Origin of the sequence: Salmonella sp. GDC200615 (genome assembly GCF_050574145.1) — a bacterium.
Taxonomy (GTDB): Bacteria; Pseudomonadota; Gammaproteobacteria; order Enterobacterales; family Enterobacteriaceae; genus Salmonella; species Salmonella enterica.
On sequence record NZ_CP192247.1, the window covers coordinates 2,274,997 to 2,293,073 of the forward strand.

Annotated in this window: 16 protein-coding genes; 9 read left to right on the forward strand and 7 right to left on the reverse strand. The window is 50.8% G+C overall.

Annotation, left to right across the window (positions count from 1 at the left end; all coding sequences use genetic code 11):
* Positions 1-22 precede the first annotated feature (22 nt).
* The 3 genes from ACQ29O_RS10900 to ACQ29O_RS10910 all read right to left on the reverse strand — a co-directional run bounded on the left by ACQ29O_RS10900 (position 23) and on the right by ACQ29O_RS10910 (position 2,068).
* On the reverse strand, positions 23-793 hold the full coding sequence (locus ACQ29O_RS10900; protein WP_041030970.1) for an OBAP family protein: 771 nt from the start codon (positions 791-793) through the stop codon (positions 23-25).
* A 164-nt stretch (positions 794-957) separates the two neighbouring features.
* Positions 958-1,287 carry an acid-activated periplasmic chaperone HdeB gene (hdeB, locus tag ACQ29O_RS10905; protein ID WP_001032161.1) on the reverse strand — a complete coding sequence of 110 codons (330 nt, stop codon included), beginning with the start codon at positions 1,285-1,287 and terminating at the stop codon, positions 958-960.
* A gap of 349 nt (positions 1,288-1,636) precedes the next feature.
* Positions 1,637-2,068 carry an OsmC family protein gene (locus ACQ29O_RS10910; RefSeq protein WP_000152297.1) on the reverse strand — a complete coding sequence of 144 codons (432 nt, stop codon included), beginning with the start codon at positions 2,066-2,068 and terminating at the stop codon, positions 1,637-1,639.
* Between the two features lie 512 nt (positions 2,069-2,580).
* On the opposite strand from ACQ29O_RS10910, the gene bdm reads away from it, so the two are divergent.
* From bdm to adhP, 4 genes are all read left to right on the forward strand, one after another.
* Entirely contained in the window at positions 2,581-2,796 is a 216-nt protein-coding gene (gene bdm / locus ACQ29O_RS10915) for a biofilm-dependent modulation protein (RefSeq protein ID WP_000495700.1), read from the forward strand.
* Positions 2,797-2,890: 94 nt separating this feature from the next.
* Positions 2,891-3,034 (forward strand): stationary-phase-induced ribosome-associated protein, encoded by a 144-nt coding sequence (gene sra / locus ACQ29O_RS10920; RefSeq protein WP_000841559.1) that lies wholly within the window; start codon positions 2,891-2,893, stop codon positions 3,032-3,034.
* A 176-nt stretch (positions 3,035-3,210) separates the two neighbouring features.
* On the forward strand, positions 3,211-4,908 hold the full coding sequence (locus tag ACQ29O_RS10925; RefSeq protein ID WP_020936981.1) for an NAD-dependent malic enzyme: 1,698 nt from the start codon (positions 3,211-3,213) through the stop codon (positions 4,906-4,908).
* Between the two features lie 281 nt (positions 4,909-5,189).
* Entirely contained in the window at positions 5,190-6,200 is a 1,011-nt protein-coding gene (gene adhP, locus ACQ29O_RS10930; RefSeq protein ID WP_000642448.1) for an alcohol dehydrogenase AdhP, read from the forward strand.
* 90 nt (positions 6,201-6,290) lie between these two features.
* Here adhP and fdnI read toward each other — a convergent pair whose 3' ends face one another.
* From fdnI to fdnG, 3 genes are read right to left on the reverse strand one after another with little or no spacing between them, the layout of a single operon-like run.
* Positions 6,291-6,947 carry a formate dehydrogenase-N subunit gamma gene (gene fdnI, locus ACQ29O_RS10935; protein WP_000045657.1) on the reverse strand — a complete coding sequence of 219 codons (657 nt, stop codon included), beginning with the start codon at positions 6,945-6,947 and terminating at the stop codon, positions 6,291-6,293.
* On the reverse strand, positions 6,940-7,824 hold the full coding sequence (fdxH, locus tag ACQ29O_RS10940; protein ID WP_000061599.1) for a formate dehydrogenase subunit beta: 885 nt from the start codon (positions 7,822-7,824) through the stop codon (positions 6,940-6,942). Before fdxH ends, fdnI begins: the two co-directional genes overlap by 8 nt.
* A 13-nt stretch (positions 7,825-7,837) precedes the next feature.
* Complete coding sequence (gene fdnG, locus ACQ29O_RS10945) at positions 7,838-10,885, reverse strand: formate dehydrogenase-N subunit alpha (protein ID WP_077944549.1); 3,048 nt, start codon at positions 10,883-10,885, stop codon at positions 7,838-7,840.
* Between the two features lie 277 nt (positions 10,886-11,162).
* Here fdnG and yddG point away from each other — a divergent pair, with 277 nt between their 5' ends.
* The 3 genes from yddG to ACQ29O_RS10960 all read left to right on the forward strand — a co-directional run bounded on the left by yddG (position 11,163) and on the right by ACQ29O_RS10960 (position 14,180).
* On the forward strand, positions 11,163-12,044 hold the full coding sequence (yddG, locus tag ACQ29O_RS10950; RefSeq protein WP_000203795.1) for an aromatic amino acid efflux DMT transporter YddG: 882 nt from the start codon (positions 11,163-11,165) through the stop codon (positions 12,042-12,044).
* A gap of 523 nt (positions 12,045-12,567) precedes the next feature.
* Positions 12,568-13,656 (forward strand): porin OmpD, encoded by a 1,089-nt coding sequence (ompD, locus tag ACQ29O_RS10955; RefSeq protein WP_000769037.1) that lies wholly within the window; start codon positions 12,568-12,570, stop codon positions 13,654-13,656.
* 143 nt (positions 13,657-13,799) lie between these two features.
* Positions 13,800-14,180, forward strand: coding sequence for a GFA family protein (locus tag ACQ29O_RS10960; protein ID WP_014343841.1), 381 nt, complete (start codon positions 13,800-13,802; stop codon positions 14,178-14,180).
* Between the two features lie 24 nt (positions 14,181-14,204).
* Here the strand turns inward: ACQ29O_RS10960 and smvA are convergent, their stop codons facing one another.
* Positions 14,205-15,692, reverse strand: a complete 1,488-nt coding sequence (gene smvA, locus ACQ29O_RS10965) for a methyl viologen efflux MFS transporter SmvA (RefSeq protein WP_000489740.1) — start codon at positions 15,690-15,692, stop codon at positions 14,205-14,207.
* Positions 15,693-15,809: 117 nt separating this feature from the next.
* On the opposite strand from smvA, the gene ACQ29O_RS10970 reads away from it, so the two are divergent.
* Together ACQ29O_RS10970 and ACQ29O_RS10975 are read left to right on the forward strand one after the other, a co-directional pair.
* Positions 15,810-16,388: a TetR family transcriptional regulator gene (locus ACQ29O_RS10970; protein ID WP_045161447.1), complete on the forward strand. Its 579-nt coding sequence runs from the start codon at positions 15,810-15,812 to the stop codon at positions 16,386-16,388.
* A 214-nt stretch (positions 16,389-16,602) separates the two neighbouring features.
* A complete protein-coding gene (locus ACQ29O_RS10975; protein ID WP_045161445.1) occupies positions 16,603-17,991 on the forward strand; it encodes a NarK family nitrate/nitrite MFS transporter in 1,389 nt (462 codons plus the stop codon).
* Positions 17,992-18,077 lie beyond the last annotated feature (86 nt).

Consider the following 18,077-nt stretch of genomic DNA (forward strand, 5'->3'; position numbering starts at 1 on the left):
ATCTGCGTGTAAAACCGTGGAATTATTGTCGGGATTGCTCAGATGTACCGAAGTGCGCGGTATCGCCTCGCCCGTGTTCGCCAGAGCCCTGAACACGCTGTAGCTGGATAACCTCCCCCTGCTCCCAGGCGTTAGCCCCCTTAACAACGGGATGTTCAGGCAGATCCTGCCGCTCGCGTTTAATGGCCTGGGTATCAATTCCCAGACGGCGATCCCGATCGGCCAGCAGCGCGGGGTCAAGCTGCCCGTCGCCAGTAAAGCCCATCATCAGCGCAGGGATACCCATTGGCAGGGTTTTATCCCGGTCGGTATGCCAGGTGTGCCAGGTCTTGCCATAAGTATTAACAATCTTACTCATCAACGCTTTATCAGCGACCTGCGGTAAGCCAGGCGCCACCAGGCTACCGGATTTCACCTCGTACTGGTGGCTGTGCCACAGTTTTTTCTCCTCGGGAGGAAGCGTTTTAAATAAACGTTCGCTGATAATGTACTCCACCCCCATCAGGCGCGCGTTTTTCGTATTGCCGTCGTAAATCACCGCCTGCATGACATCTTCGTTCAGGACGGTAACGTAATGGTGCGCTTCCATCTGTCCGTTTTTATCACCGCTATAAAAATGGAACCCGTCAAGGTAGGTACTGATGGCATCGACAGGTGGTCTGGATTGAATAGCCGCCGCGCCTGTTTCCAGGGTACGTAATTTGGCAGAGGTTTTTTCCCCGGGAATAGGCGTTTGCGGCGGCGTATTATTGGCGCCGCATCCGGCCAGAAAAGGAATGATAAAGAGTGCCAAGTGCCAGCGGTAAAATTTTCATTAGGTCTCCATATAGTGAAAGGGCTCTAATGAAAATAGTGCAATACCACGTGATTGGTAGAAGAAATGGAAGATGTTATTTGTGACGGTGTCACAAATAGTAAAACCCGACACACAGGCCGGGTTTTGATATCAGTTTACTCTTATTTTGAGAGTTCTTTCTTGATTTCGTCTTTTATTTTGCTTAATTCACTCTGCGGGTTTTTCTTACAAAGCTCAACGGCTAGCGGCACTGCTGTCGTCTCAGTTTCCTGGAAATCTACGTAGTCCCCGCCTTTAAAATCTTCATCTTCATTCAGCACCCAGAAAGCGACTGGCGCCATCGTCTGCGGATTGAGGTCAACAAACTCCTGGCAGCTCATACCTTTAGGCGTAACGTTTGTTTTAGTAGTATCTGTTGCCGCATTCACGCTAACACTGGTTACCAGCGCTGCCACGATAATACCTGCTGTAGCAAGGGAGAATTTATTCATTGTTGTTGCTCCAATAATTATATAAATAACCTCTACATCTGCGCGTTAACCCGTTAATGTAGAACACAGAAAATAATACCCCTCCTCTCTCAGGAATAAAGATCACCCTCCGTGATATGGCTATTATTGATATTTACGTTGACTGATTTTGATGTTTGATGAATAAAGCAACATGGCGAGCAGATTTTAAGGCGGAAAAGTAGGCCACGACAATAGCCGCAGACGTGGTCTACGGCGCGTTGAGGTGATAGAAATACGGCAGGATCTCAGATAGACCGGGAGCAAGCCCTCCGTCTGAAAGTATATTCATCAGCCCGATCAACCCATCGTTACCGGGCTGGAGAGGTTATCAGGCGTTAAGCTGGTAGTCGAGGGTGATTTCCGCATTCAGAACCTGCGATACCGGGCACCCGGCTTTTGCTTTCTGGATGATTTGATCGAAAGTTGAAGCATCAATATCTGCTACCGCGACTTTGCTTTGTAGCGCAATTTTGGTAATGGCGAAGCCCGCCTCCACCTTATCAAGCGATACGTCAGCGGTGGTGTCAATGGATGTCGGCGTAAATCCAGCCTCTCCCAGCATGAGTGATAGCGCCATGGAGAAACAGGCCGCATGTGCGGCGCCAATTAACTCTTCCGGGTTGGTTCCCTGCGCGCCTTCGAACCGGGTATTGAATCCATACGGTTGTTGATTAAGCACGCCGCTTTCTGTTGATACAGTACCTTTACCCCGTTTGATGTCGCCTTCCCAGTGTGCCTGACCTTTCTTATGGATTGTCATTTTTGCTCTCCTGTTGGCTCAAAAAATAAAGTATAGACCATGCTGCTAATCTGCGTTGTCCATGCCGATGGAGGTAGCATGTTGTCGATTACCCGCACTTCAGATATAGAAAATAGTTGTATGCTTTTTCAGTGATTAATATTAAACCAACAGGGCTCCCTTTCTTTAAAGAATATATCCCTCCTTTTGTCCTTACTTTTTCTTCTGGAGGCGTATTCCATTATGTATATTTTATATGTATATTGAGATTTATCCTATCACATTGTAATAAAGGATAAAAATCACAATAAGTAGCCTTTTAAATGTATATTAATTGACCACTATTTGTATGAGGATATGTAATTGGCAAACGTAATATATTTTCTTCAGGGGTAAACAATTAGAGTTCCGCCTTGCGTTAAAATAACTCCAGGACTAATCTTAACCACAGCCGCAAAAATATTTGCCATGCTGAATACGAATTAATTTTCTGCGAGCCGTACTAAATAAATACATGTTCACGGAGGCATTATATGTTTACTTATCACTCAGCAAATACCTCAGCAGCACAACCGGCCTTGGTCAACGCGATTGAACAAGGATTACGCGCGGAGTTAGGCGTTGTCACTGAAGATGATATTTTAATGGAGCTGACCAAATGGGTTGAGGCTTCCGACAATGACATCCTCAGTGACATCTACCAGCAGACCATCAACTATGTGGTAAGCGGGCAGCACCCGACTCTGTAAAACCTGCTATGCTGTATCGGCAACCTTAGGGGTTACGTTTCTTTCGCGTAAGCGAATTTGTCCTTAAAACTAGCAACAGGATTGAGGAGTTAACATGAAATCGAACCGTCAGGCTCGTCATATACTTGGACTGGATTACAGAATTTCCAACCAGCGTAAGGTTGTTACTGAAGGCGACACCAGCAGCGTGGTGAATAACCCAACCGGCAGAAAGCGCCGCGCCGACAGCCAAAAGTAATCGTACAGTCCTGAAATGACGTTAAACACCATTGCATCTGCAATGGTGTTTTTGTTTATAGGAATGACCTTAACGTCTCACAATGCTTTATACTCAGGGTCGGTTCCCTGGTGGAAGGCAATATATGATGATAAACGACGGTGCCAGGGACAGTTATTCGAAAAAGAGTGAGTAGCATGGAAACTATAACCAAGAAAGCACGTTCCCTTTATATCCCTTACGCTGGCCCTGTATTGCTGGAATTCCCCCTGTTAAACAAAGGCAGCGCTTTTAGCGTAGAAGAGCGCCGCAACTTCAATTTGTCAGGGCTGCTGCCAGAGGTCGTCGAGTCGATTGAAGAACAGGCCGAACGCGCCTGGCTCCAGTATCAGGGGTTTAAAACAGAAATCGATAAGCATATTTACCTGCGTAACATCCAGGATACCAACGAAACGCTCTTTTATCGACTGGTGCAAAACCATCTTGAAGAGATGATGCCGGTTATCTATACCCCGACCGTGGGCGCGGCCTGTGAGCGCTTCTCTGAGATTTATCGCCGGGCGCGCGGCGTATTTATCTCTTATCCGAACCGTCACAATATGGACGACATTTTGCAGAATGTGCCTAACCACAACATTAAAGTTATTGTGGTGACGGATGGCGAGCGGATTCTGGGGCTTGGCGATCAGGGCATCGGCGGGATGGGGATCCCTATCGGTAAGCTGTCATTATACACCGCCTGCGGCGGCATTAGTCCGGCCTATACCCTTCCCGTTGTGCTGGATGTCGGCACCAACAATCAACAGTTACTCAACGTTCTGCTTTACATGGGCTGGCGTCATCCGCGCATTACCGACGATGAGTATTATGCGTTTGTCGATGAGTTTATTCAGGCCGTTAAGCAGCGCTGGCCAGATATCCTGCTACAGTTTGAAGATTTCGCGCAGAAAAACGCAATGCCGCTGTTGACGCGCTATCGTGATGAGATTTGCTCCTTTAACGATGATATTCAGGGCACCGCAGCCGTGACCGTCGGTACGTTGATCGCCGCCAGCCGCGCTGCCGGCAGTCAGCTTAGCGAGCAGAAAATCGTTTTCCTCGGCGCGGGTTCCGCCGGATGTGGGATTGCTGAACAAATCATCGCGCAGACTCAGCGTGAAGGTTTAAGCGAAGATGCCGCTCGACAGAACGTTTTTATGGTCGATCGCTTCGGCCTGTTGACGGACCGGATGCCTAATTTATTGCCGTTCCAGGCAAAACTGGTGCAGAAATGCGACAATCTCCAGCACTGGGATACCGAAAATGACGTGCTGTCGCTGCTGGATGTGGTGCGTAACGTGAAGCCGGATATCCTGATCGGGGTTTCCGGCCAGACCGGGCTCTTTACTGAAGAGATCATCCGCGAGATGCATAAGCATTGCCCTCGCCCGATCGTCATGCCGCTCTCTAATCCCACCTCTCGCGTGGAGGCCACGCCACAGGACATTATCGCCTGGACGGAAGGCAACGCGCTGGTGGCAACCGGCAGTCCATTCTCGCCGGTCATCTGGAAAGATAAGATTTATCCGATCGCAAAATGTAATAACGCCTATATTTTCCCCGGCATCGGTCTGGGGGTTATCGCTTCCGGCGCATCGCGCATTACTGATGAAATGCTGATGTCAGCCAGTGAGACGCTGGCGAAATATTCTCCGCTGGTCAATAACGGCGAAGGATTAGTGTTACCAGCGCTTAAAGACATCCAGGTCGTGTCGCGCGCTATCGCTTTTGCCGTAGGTAAAATGGCGCAGCAACAAGGCGTAGCGGTGAAAACCTCTGCGGAAGCGCTGCAACAGGCGATTGACGATAACTTCTGGAAACCGGAATACCGCGACTACCGTCGGACTTCCATTTAATACGTACCCGGCGGTGAATGCCGCCGGATATCATTTTCTTCTTTAGTTTTAGTGAGTCTGTCGACACACCTGAATTCCTTTCCCTGCTTATTTGTCAAGCTACTAATATTAGCCACCTTTATGTATTGAACGGGGATTTATCAGGATAATCCTGGCTAAACTATTACATTGTATTTCTGCCGCCTTGCATAACTCATCAGAAATATTAATCCTAAAGAGGTAATAGCACCTTACCTGCTATTACCTGCTATGCAGTTCACTATTAATAAAAGGAGAAGGTTATGAAAGCTGCTGTTGTCACACAAGATCATCAGGTTGATGTTACTGAGAAAACGCTGCGTCCCCTTCGCCACGGTGAAGCTTTGCTAAAAATGGAGTGCTGCGGCGTATGCCATACCGATCTACACGTGAAAAACGGCGATTTCGGTGACAAAACCGGCGTCATTCTGGGACACGAAGGCATTGGCGTCGTGGCGGAAGTCGGTCCTGGTGTCACCTCGCTGAAACCCGGCGATCGCGCGAGTGTCGCGTGGTTTTATGAAGGATGCGGACACTGTGAGTATTGCAATACGGGCAATGAAACCTTATGCCGCAACGTGAAAAATGCCGGTTACACGGTAGATGGCGGCATGGCCGAAGAGTGTATTGTCGTCGCGGATTATGCGGTGAAAGTACCGGAAGGTCTGGACTCTGCGGCGGCAAGTAGTATTACCTGCGCGGGCGTTACCACGTATAAAGGGGTGAAGATTTCTCATATTAAACCTGGCCAGTGGATTGCCATCTACGGTCTGGGCGGTCTGGGTAATCTGGCCTTGCAGTACGCGAAAAACGTTTTCAATGCGAAAGTGATCGCCATTGATGTCAATGATGGACAACTGAAACTGGCCGAGGAAATGGGCGCAGATCTGACCATTAATTCACGTACGGAAGATGCGGCTAAAATTGTGCAGGAAAAAACCGGTGGCGCGCACGCAGCGGTGGTTACCGCGGTCGCTAAGGCGGCGTTTAATTCCGCAGTAGATGCCGTTCGCGCCGGAGGTCGCGTGGTGGCAGTCGGGCTGCCGCCAGAAGCCATGAACCTTGATATCCCTCGCCTGGTGCTGGATGGAATTCAGGTTGTCGGTTCGTTGGTGGGGACACGCCAGGATCTGACCGAAGCCTTCCAGTTCGCGGCGGAAGGAAAAGTCGTGCCAAAAGTCGCTTTACGTCCGCTTGAAGATATCAACGTTATTTTTAAAGAGATGGAACAAGGGCAAATTCGTGGCCGTATGGTCATCGATTTCCGTCGTTAAACGATTTGCTGTGGTCGTCTGAGTATACAGACAGCAGATGAAAACAAGGCGCTACCAGGATAGCGCCTTGTTTATCAGATTGCGAAAGAATTACTGAATACCTTCTTCGCTCTCTTTTTTTGCTTCCGCCTTCTCGATTTCACGATACCAGCGTGGATGATGTTTCTTCGCCCAGCGACGGCTGACCTTCCCTTCGATCATGCCTTTAATCGAGCCTTTCACCCAAAATGCCATATACATATGGATGAGGATCGCGTGCATTAAAATAATGCCCGCCGCCGCATGAATTAACAGGCTATAACGCACCACCTGCATGGGGAAATACTGCGCGAAATACGGACGCCAGATAATCACGCCAGTCACCAGCAGCACAAAAATCATGCTCATAATGGACCAGAACATCATCTTCTGTCCGGCATTGTATTTGCCGACATCCGCCACCTTATGCTCATTGCCTTTCAATACTTCGACAATATTTTTCAGCCACGGAATATCTTTTTTATCCGGGATGTTGTGGTGGACGAAACGCACGAACATAAACATCAGCGCGATGAAGATGGCAATACCGAAGAACGGGTGCAAAATACGTCCCATCTGCGGCGTGCCGAAAGTTTGCGTCAACCATTGTAGCGTCGGGAAGAAAAACGAAATTCCCGACAGCGCTACCAGGAAGAAGCAGATCACCACCGTCCAGTGACAGGCGCGGTCGACAAATTTCGTGCGCACAATCATTTTCGACTTACTCATGATGATCCTCCTCATCGTCGTCCGTTTCTTTATTCGGGCCAATACCGATGTAGTGGTAAATCAGACCGGCGAAAGTGGCGATAAAGCCCGCTGCGGCCAGCGGTTTTAGCGCCCCTTTCCACAGATTGATTGAGGTATCGATCTGCGGATCTTTCGGCAAGCCGTGGTACAACTCCGGCTGATTGGCATGGTGCAGCACATACATGACGTGCGTGCCGCCGACGCCCTGCGGGTTGTAGATACCGGCATGTTCAAAGCCACGCGCTTTTAACTTCTCCACGCGTTGCTCGCCCAGTTCCAGCATCTCTTTTTTGGTGCCGAAGTGAATAGCCCCGGTCGGACAAGTTTTGACGCAGGCCGGTTCCTGGCCCACGCTGACGCGATCGACGCAGAGCGTACATTTATAAACGCGGTTGTCCTCTTTGTTGAGGCGCGGAATATTAAACGGACACCCGGCGATACAGTAACCACAGCCGATACAGTGTTCAGATTGAAAGTCAACAATCCCGTTCGCGTACTGGATGATAGCCCCGGCAGATGGACAGGCTTTAAGACAGCCTGGATCTTCACAGTGCATACAACCATCTTTACGAATCAGCCACTCCAGCTTGCCGTTCTGCTCGGTTTCGGTAAAGCGCATCACCGTCCAGGACTTGGCGCTGAGATCGGCAGGGTTATCGTACACCCCGACACAATGACCAACGTTATCGCGAATATCGTTCCATTCAGAACAGGCTACCTGGCAGGCTTTACAGCCGACACAGGAGGAGACGTCGATCAGTTTCGCGACTTCGGCTTTGTAATCACGCGCCTGCGGAGGCGGCGTGATGGCGTTTGTTGCGGACCGTTTAATAATGTCCTGCGTTTCCATAGACATATGTTCGCCTCCCTTACGCCTTCTCGATGTTAACTAAAAACGCTTTGTATTCCGGCGTTTGCGAGTTGGCATCACCGACATTTGGCGTCAGAGTATTGGCGATATAGCCTTTGCGCGCGACACCCTCAAAGCCCCAGTGAATCGGGATCCCCACCGTTTCAACCTGCTGACCGTTGACATGCAGGGTGCGAAGACGACGAGTTACCACCGCGACCGCGCGAATAAACCCGCGTTTACTGCTCACCTTCACATAGTCGCCGTTAGCAATACCTTTCGCTGCCGACAGCGTCTCACTGATCTCCACAAACTGTTCCGGCTGAGCGATAGCGTTAAGTAGCGCATGTTTGGTCCAGGTATGGAAATGCTCTGTGAGGCGGTAAGTCGTGCCCACGTACGGAAACTGCTCCTTCTTACCCATGCGCAGCGCATCTTCTTCATACAGACGCGCAGCCGGGTTCGAGACCACATTCGGGTGCAGCGGGTTAGTGCCCAGCGGCGTTTCCATCGGCTCGTAATGCTCAGGGAACGGCCCTTCCGCCATTTTATCAATAGCAAACAGACGTCCCAGCCCTTCCGGCTGCATGATAAACGGATTGGTCCCGCTCCCCGGCGCCGCGTTGTTAAAGTCCGGAATATCGTTCCCTGTCCACTTCGCGCCGTTCCACTGGATCAGCATCCGTTTTGGATCCCACGGTTTACCCTGCGGATCCGCCGAAGCGCGGTTATACAATACGCGACGGTTTAGCGGCCACGCCCACGCCCAACCCAGTGTATTGCCAAGCCCTGACGGGTCGGCGTTATCACGTCTGGACATCTGGTTGCCCTGCTCCGTCCAGCTACCGGTATAAATCCAGCAGGAGGAGGATGTCGTACCGTCATCGCGCAGTAATGCAAAACTACTCAACAACTGGCCTTTCCTGGCAAGCAGTGTACCGTTGGCGTCATAGAGATCTTCCAGCGCATAGCCGTTGTTCTCTTTCGCCACTTCTTCCGAATGCGGTTCATCCGGCTGCTTGTAATTCCAGCTCATCTTCAATAGTGGTTCGGCGCCTTTACCGCCTTCTGCGCGATACATTTCACGCAGACGATGGTAAATACCGGCCAGAATCTCGCCGTCGTTACGCGCTTCGCCCGGCGCGTCCTGACCTTTCCAGTGCCACTGTAACCAGCGACCGGAGTTAGCGATAGATCCATCCTCTTCCGCAAAACAGGTAGACGGCAGACGGAAGACTTCGGTCTGAATCGTTGTCGGATCGACATCATTAGATTCGCCGTGGTTCTGCCAGAACGTTGACGTTTCAGTCACCAGCGGATCGATAACGACCAGATACTTCAGTTTGCTTAAGCTTTGCACCACTTTGTTTTTGTCCGGGAAGGACGCCACCGGGTTAAAGCCCTGACAGAAATAGCCGGTGACTTTCCCGCTATCCATCATGTTGAAATATTTGATCACGTCATAGGACTGATCCCACTTAGGCAGCCAGGCAAAGCCCCAGTCATTCTCTTTCTGCGCCGCATCGCCATAGAAAGATTTCATCAGGCTGACGAAGAACTTAGGATAATTACCCCAGTAGTTGACCTGATCGGCCAGCGTCGCTTTGGGGGTATTCGCTGCCAGATAAGTTTGCAGATCGGCCTGTTTTTCTGACGGTAGCGTCAGGTAACCCGGCAGGCTGGTGGAGAGCAGTCCTAAATCCGTTAAACCCTGAATATTAGAGTGGCCGCGCAAGGCGTTCACACCGCCGCCAGCCATCCCCATATTGCCGAGCAGCAACTGGATCATCGCCATAGTACGGATGTTCTGCGCCCCGACGGTATGTTGCGTCCAGCCCAGCGCATACAGGAAGGTGGTAGTGCGATCCGGCGCGCTGGTAGAGGCCAACACCTCACACACCTTCAGGAAATCCGCTTTCGGCGTACCGCAGATGTTTTCCACGACGTCCGGCGTGTAGCGCGAAACGTGCTGCTTCAGCAGATTCCACACACAGCGTGGGTGCGTCAACGTTTCATCACGTTTGGCATAGCCGTTTTCATCGAACTGGTAGTTCCAGGAGGATTTATCGTACTGACGCTTTTGGGCGTCATAGCCGCTGAAAAGACCGTCATCAAAGGCAAAATCATCCCGCACCAGCAGGCTGGCGTTGGTGTAATGCTTAACGTATTCAGCGTTGATTTTGTTATTTTCGATCAGGTACAGCAAAACGCCGGACAGAAAGGTAATGTCTGTACCGGAACGTATTGGCGCATAGATATCCGCCACCGACGCCGTACGCGTAAAGCGTGGATCAACGACAATCAGCGTCGCATCGTTATTATTTTTCGCTTCCATCGCCCAGCGGAAACCCACCGGATGCGCTTCTGCGGCATTGCCGCCCATCACCATCACGACGTTGGCGTTTTTAATATCCACCCAGTGGTTGGTCATCGCACCGCGACCAAATGTTGGAGCAAGACTTGCTACCGTTGGTCCGTGTCAGACGCGCGCCTGGTTATCTACCGCCAGCATACCGAGAGAACGCGCAAACTTCTGCGTCAGCATACCCGTTTCATTGCTGGCCGCCGAGGCGCACAGCATCCCGGTAGAGAGCCAGCGGTTAACCGTGACGCCCTGCTCATTCTTTTCAATAAAGTTGGCGTCGCGGTCGGCTTTCATTAATTTAGCAATACGAGTGAAAGCGTCATCCCAGCTAATGCGCTGCCACTTGTCGGAACCCGGCGCGCGGTATTCCGGATAGCGTAGGCGATCTTCACTGTGAACATAGTCCAGCAAACCGGCCCCTTTCGGGCACAGCGCGCCACGGCTTACCGGATGATCCGGGTCGCCTTCAATATGGTAAATCGCTTCTTTCGCGTTTTTTGCCCCATCTCCCAGGCTATACATTAATAGCCCGCAACCTACGGAACAGTATGTGCAGGAGTTACGGATCTCTTTTGCGCGCAACAGCTTATAGTTTCGCGCCTGAGCCAGGGCCATTTTAGGGGTAAAACCCAGTGCGGCCACCGTTGTTCCCGCCATACCGCCCGCGCAGATTTTAAAAAATTGTCTGCGGCTGACGTCCATTGCTTTCCTCTTTTTTCCACGGATGCACGCCTCCTTCGAACTGCAGCAAAACCTCAGCCCAGGATGCGTGTATAACTTCGCGAGGAAACTAACAGCAAAATCGATAACTTTTTTGCGTCAAATCAATATTGAAACGGTTCCGCTATTAAATAGCCCTATTTTTAAACCGCAATAACTCCAGGGAGGTACTAAAAAATGACACTGCATGGCATCGCCCTCGGAAAAAGTGCTATAAGTGGCAGTTTATTTTGCGCGGTATTCAGGACAGTCACAAAGCATGACATCACAAAAAGCAACGCTAATAGGGCTTGTTGCCATCGTTCTGTGGAGCACGATGGTTGGGTTAATTCGCGGCGTCAGCGAAGGTCTCGGACCGGTAGGCGGCGCAGCCATGATCTATTCATTAAGCGGTCTGCTGCTGATTTTTACCGTCGGATTACCTGATATCCGCCGTTTCCCGGGGCGATACCTCATCGCAGGCAGCGTACTGTTTGTCAGTTATGAAATATGCCTGGCGCTTTCTCTCGGTTATGCCGCCACTCGCCATCAGGCTATCGAAGTCGGCATGGTTAACTATTTATGGCCCAGCCTGACCATTCTGTTTGCCATTCTTTTTAATGGGCAAAAAACTAACTGGCTTATTGTTCCTGGATTGCTTATTGCACTTACTGGCGTTTGCTGGGTTCTGGGGGGCGAGAATGGTCTTAATCCAGGAGAAATTATCAGCAATGTCGCCACCAGTCCGCTAAGTTATTTACTGGCATTTCTTGGGGCGTTTATATGGGCGACGTACTGCACCGTCACAAATAAATATGCGCGTGGTTTTAACGGTATCACAGTCTTTGTGTTACTCACCGCCGTGGCGCTGTGGTTCCACTATTTTCTTACGCCGCAACCTGCCATGATATTTAGCCTACCGGTGATTGCTAAACTTTTTACCGCGGCATTAACGTTAGGGTTTGCCTACGCCGCATGGAATGTGGGCATACTTCATGGCAATGTGACTATCATGGCCGTAGGGTCTTATTTTACCCCCGTCATGTCCTCTGCTCTGGCCGCGCTGTTACTCAGCTCACCACTGTCATTCTCCTTCTGGCAAGGCGCAGTCATGGTTTGCGTAGGTTCGCTACTTTGTTGGCTGGCAACGCGGCGGCGCTAAGCGACGGGCGGGCCGATATTGATATTAAATCGACCCGCTGTACCTTGACACTCTTCATAACACAACTACGCTTTTATCTATTGCCTGTGCGTATTTGACGATTTTCCATTTTCACGTGCTCCTCCTGCGCCATACCAGGATTGCGCTGGTAAAAATGAATTTTATAAAATCGTTAAACATGTTAATGCAATGATATAATTATATTAACAAATATATAATTAACGTTAGCTCGCAACTGTTATTAGTGCATATAATAATCAGTAGTTACTACCAAAAATAAAACCATAAACAGCCCAATAGTCCCCTCCGAAAAATATATCTTATTAGACAGTCCCTATTTGAATTAATACTCTCAAATGTATTAAGGAGATCTCGATCACACAAATTAAAATAATTTGTAATCTTATGAAACTTATTATTGAACTTATGCCACTCCGTCATTTAAAAATAGTCTGCCATTGACAAATGCCTCGTTTAACAATGGTTGAGGAAACACGCTAAGAAAATTATAAGGATTATTAAAATGAAACTTAAGTTAGTAGCAGTGGCAGTGACTTCCCTGTTGGCAGCAGGCGTTGTAAATGCAGCCGAGGTATATAACAAAGACGGCAATAAACTGGATCTGTACGGTAAAGTTCACGCTCAGCATTATTTCTCTGATGATAACGGAAGTGATGGTGACAAAACTTACGCGCGTCTGGGCTTTAAAGGCGAAACTCAGATCAACGATCAGTTAACCGGTTTTGGCCAGTGGGAATATGAATTCAAAGGCAACCGTACTGAAAGCCAGGGCGCTGACAAAGACAAAACCCGTCTGGCGTTTGCTGGTCTGAAATTCGCTGACTACGGTTCTTTCGACTACGGTCGTAACTACGGCGTTGCTTACGACATCGGCGCATGGACCGACGTTCTGCCAGAGTTCGGTGGCGATACCTGGACTCAGACTGACGTCTTCATGACTGGCCGTACTACTGGTGTTGCCACCTACCGTAACACTGACTTCTTTGGCCTGGTTGAAGGTCTGAACTTTGCCGCGCAGTACCAGGGCAAAAACGACCGTGACGGCGCGTACGAGTCTAACGGCGACGGTTTCGGTCTGTCCGCAACGTATGAGTACGAAGGTTTTGGCGTAGGTGCGGCCTATGCGAAGTCTGACCGTACTAACAACCAGGTGAAAGCAGCGAGCAACCTGAATGCTGCGGGTAAAAACGCTGAAGTCTGGGCTGCTGGTCTGAAATATGATGCGAACAACATCTACCTGGCGACCACCTACTCCGAAACGCTGAACATGACCACCTTTGGTGAAGATTCAGCGGGTGATGCGTTTATCGCGAATAAAACCCAGAACTTTGAAGCAGTTGCTCAGTATCAGTTCGACTTCGGTCTGCGTCCGTCCATCGCTTACCTGAAATCCAAAGGTAAAAACCTGGGTACTTACGGCGACCAGGATCTGGTTGAGTACATCGATGTCGGTGCTACCTACTACTTCAACAAAAACATGTCCACCTTCGTTGATTACAAAATCAACCTGCTGGACGACAGCGACTTCACCAAAGCGGCTAAAGTGTCTACCGACAACATCGTTGCTGTTGGTCTGAACTACCAGTTCTAATTTTGTTGTAGTCTGAATACAAAGCCAGTCCTTTCAGGGCTGGCTTTTTCTCTTGATGTAGACTCGGTCATAAGGAGTATGCCGTGCAGACGTTCACTGGTCGTTGTCTTTGCGGACAGAGCCATTTTACCGTTGACGTCGAAATGCTGGATGTCTATGCCTGCCATTGTACGCTGTGTCAAAAATGGTCGGGTGGAATAGCCATGTATCTGGAAGCCTGCGGGCAACCACAGCTAGCCCCCCTTTCCCCGGAACCGCCATACTTTTCATCCTCTTCGCGCGGCGAACGCTACTTCTGTTCCGGCTGCGGGTGTCCGCTGTGGTTTCGGCTTACCGATACCGATCGCTATTTTATTCCCTGGACCTTACTGGAACTGAACGAAGTTGATCGCCGTCGGCTGATTCTGGCTGCGGAAATTTATACCGAAACCCAGCCTGCCTTCTGGCGACTGACGGGGCAATACGCACGCCTCAGCGGTAAAGAGGTTGAGGAAATGGACTCCCCCTGCCAGCTAGCGCATTAAGCGCTTATCTCACCAGGCGTTATGTTATCGGCGTTGGGCTTTTGCCAGGCTGAACCACATCCCTACCGCCAGCAAAAGAAGCATACTCCCGGCGCTGCTTAACGCCACGCTATGCGACCAGATAAAGGCATGTCTGGCGGCGTCCAGTATTGCCTGCCCCTGCGTGGGCGGTAGGCTATTCGCCAACTGCACGGCTTCTCCCATTGAAGATGACGCTCTGGCAATCTCTTGCGCCTCAAGCCCGGCAGGCAGACGGATAGACGCGGAGAAGCTACGGCTTAACAACAGACCGAAAATGGCAATGCCCAGTCCCGCGCCCAGTTCATAAGCCATCGTTTCTATCGCGCCGGCCGCCGCCGCTTTTTCTGCCGGCGCAGCGGCCATAATTGCCGACGTGGAAGCCAGCAATGCGCTGGCGGCGCTAAATCCCAGCAGCGCCATCAGCCCCCAGGCCTGCCATTGTTGGGTGCTGAAATCCGTCATCGCCAGGCCATAAAAACTCAGCGCGCTTAACGCCATGCCGCCCGTCGCGACCAGCCGTAACCCCAGACGCGAGACCAGCGCGCCCGCAATCGGCCCGCTGAATCCACTGGCGACCATCACCGGCAGCATAAATACCCCGGCCTCATAAGGCGATAGCCCGTGAACAAACTGTAGCTCTTGCGCCATCAGCAGCTCAAAACCCACCAGAGTGATCATCGCGGTCATCGCCATCACGACGCCGCTCAGGATAATGCGATGGGTAAATAGTCGCATATCAATCATCGGACGCGATGTCGCAAGCTGTGTGCGGAGAAAGAGTCCTAGGAGCAGCGTGCCGGTAAGCAGGGTAAGCGAGATGGCCCACAGCGACAAATTCCCTTTCAGCGCGGTTTTAGCGCTATAGACCAACAGCAAAATGGCAATAATCAGCATCACCGCATGGCCAAGATTGAGCGGTTGATCGCGACGGCCCGCCTGGCGAGGAACATAGCGGGCGGTTAAGCCCATGACGACCAGCACAATCGGCACGTTGATCAGGAAAACCGATCCCCAGTAAAAATGCTCTAATAATATGCCGCCGATGAGCGGCCCAAACGCCGCTCCGCCCGAACCTACCGCTGCCCAGACGCCCAGCGCCATGTTGCGATGCTTCTCTTCACAAAAGGTAGCGCGTATTCCGGCCAGCGTCGCCGGTACAATCATCGCCGCGCCAATAGCCAGTAATACCCTGGTGGCGATAAGCCAACTGGCGGTATGCGAAAACGCTGCCGCCAATGACGCCAGGCCAAAGAGCGTCCCGCCCAGCATCAGCAGGCGTTTAAAACCGATACGATCGCCAAGCGCGCCCATCGGCAACACCATGCCAGCCATGACCAAAGAATAAATATCAATGATCCACAGCAGCTCGTTGCCGCTGGCCCCCAGTGTCATACTCAGTGTCGGGGCGGCGACATGCAAGACCGTGGCATCAATGGCGACAGGAATATAGACCAGCACAATAATGACTAACGTTAACCACTGACGAAACATAACTCTCCCTTCAAAAACTCAAATTTGGACGCTTGTCCAGCTTCAGGATCCTACGGTAAGTTGAACGAATGTCCAGCTTTTTGTTACACTGCGCGCATTGGCTAATGTGGGGAAAATATGAGTTACCTTAACCGGGATGAACGCCGCGAAGTGATCCTGCAAGCGGCGATGCGCGTGGCGCTGGCAGACGGGTTTGCCGCCATGACGGTGCGACGAATTGCATCAGAAGCCGATGTCGCCGCCGGCCAGGTGCATCACCACTTCAGCTCGGCGGGCGAGCTCAAAGCGCTGGCCTTTGTCCATTTGATCCGCACCCTGCTTGATGCCGGGCAAGTTCCGCCGCCCGCCACCTGGCGTGCACGGCTTCACGCTATGTTGGGTAGCGAAGACGGCGGCTTTGAGCCTTACATAAAATTGTGGCGAGAGGCGCAAATTCTGGCCGACCGGGATCCGCACATCAGAGATGCTTATCTCCTCACGATGCAGATGTGGCATAAGGAAACGGTCACAATTATCGAGCAGGGCAAACAGGCAGGAGAATTTACGTTTACTGCTAACGCCACGGATATCGCCTGGCGGCTTATCGCACTGGTGTGCGGGCTGGACGGTATGTATGTACTGGGGATTCCGGAAATGGCCGATCCCGCGTTTAAATTCCATCTGGATCGTATGATTACGCTTGAACTCTTTGCGTAAAGTTACAAATAATTTAATAAAAATCGCTTTTAATTTACAAATAGTAACAATTAAGAAACATCATATCTCCTCATCGCGCCGCGCTGGCCTGGTTTTTTATCTATTCTTTCACTCAATATTCTAAAAAAACTTCAATAAGTTCTCAAAAGAGCGCGTGACGCTCTGTCTCTTTTTTGTGTTTTTCTTCAAATGATATGCGCATGTGAGGGGTAAAATGACACGACAAAACGAGAATTATAACCGTTATCTCTTGAGTGACTGGCGACCCGAAAATCCAGCCTTCTGGGAGAATAAAGGGAAAGGCATCGCCAGAAGAAACTTATGGATTTCAGTAAGTTGTTTGCTCCTTGCATTTTGCGTCTGGATGTTGTTTAGCGCTGTTGCCGTCAACCTCAATAAAATTGGATTTAATTTTACCACCGACCAACTCTTTTTATTAACCGCACTACCTTCTCTTTCCGGCGCAATATTACGCGTTCCCTACTCCTTTATGGTACCACTGTTTGGTGGCCGTAAATGGACCGTATTAAGTACCGTAATATTGATTATTCCCTGCACCTGGCTGGGATTCGCCGTGCAAAATCCTGCCACCCCTTTCGGGGTATTTATGCTCATCGCTCTGTTGTGCGGTTTTGCGGGGGCAAACTTCGCGTCCAGTATGGGCAACATCAGTTTTTTCTTTCCAAAAGCCAGACAAGGTAGCGCGTTGGGTATTAACGGCGGACTGGGAAATCTTGGCGTCAGTGTGATGCAGTTGATTGCGCCGCTGGTTATTTTTCTGCCGATATTTACTTTTTTAGGCGTCCGGGGCGTGCCGCAACCTGATGGCTCCCTGCTCGCCCTCACTAACGCAGCCTGGATCTGGGTGCCGTTACTGGCTGTCGCGACGCTTGCCGCCTGGTTTGGTATGAACGATATCGGCAGTTCAAAAGCGTCTGTCGCCTCGCAATTGCCGGTGCTAAAACGTCTGCACCTGTGGCTGCTTAGCCTGTTGTACCTGGCGACATTCGGGTCATTCATCGGCTTTTCCGCAGGTTTCGCCATGCTCGCCAAAACGCAATTTCCCGACGTAAACATTCTGCAACTGGCGTTCTTTGGCCCCTTTATCGGCGCGCTGGCGCGATCGGCAGGCGGCGTGATCTCCGATAAATTCGGCGGCGTTCGCGTCACGCTCATTAATTTTATCTTTATGGCGCTGTTTACCGCCTTGCTATTCCTCACACTGCCAGGCTCCGGCGCAGGCAGCTTTAGCGCGTTCTATCTTGTTTTTATGGGCCTGTTTTTGACAGCGGGTCTCGGCAGCGGTTCTACCTTCCAGATGATTGCGGTGATCTTCCGTCAGATCACGCTCTACAACGTCAAACTGCGCAGCGGGAGCGATGAGCAGGCGCAGCGCGAAGCGGTGACGGATACCGCCGCCGCGCTCGGTTTTATCTCCGCTATTGGCGCTGTGGGCGGCTTCTTTATTCCAAAAGCGTTTGGCACCTCTTTGGCCTTGACCGGCTCGCCGGTGGGCGCCATGAAAATCTTTTTGCTGTTTTACATCGCTTGCGTCCTGCTGACCTGGCTGGTCTACGGGCGTCGTAAGCCTAAACAACAATAACAACATACGCACCTGTAGGACGGCCATCCGGTAATGGTTTAACGCCAAATCGACAGGATGGCGGAAAATTTATCGAAGCAGGAGAA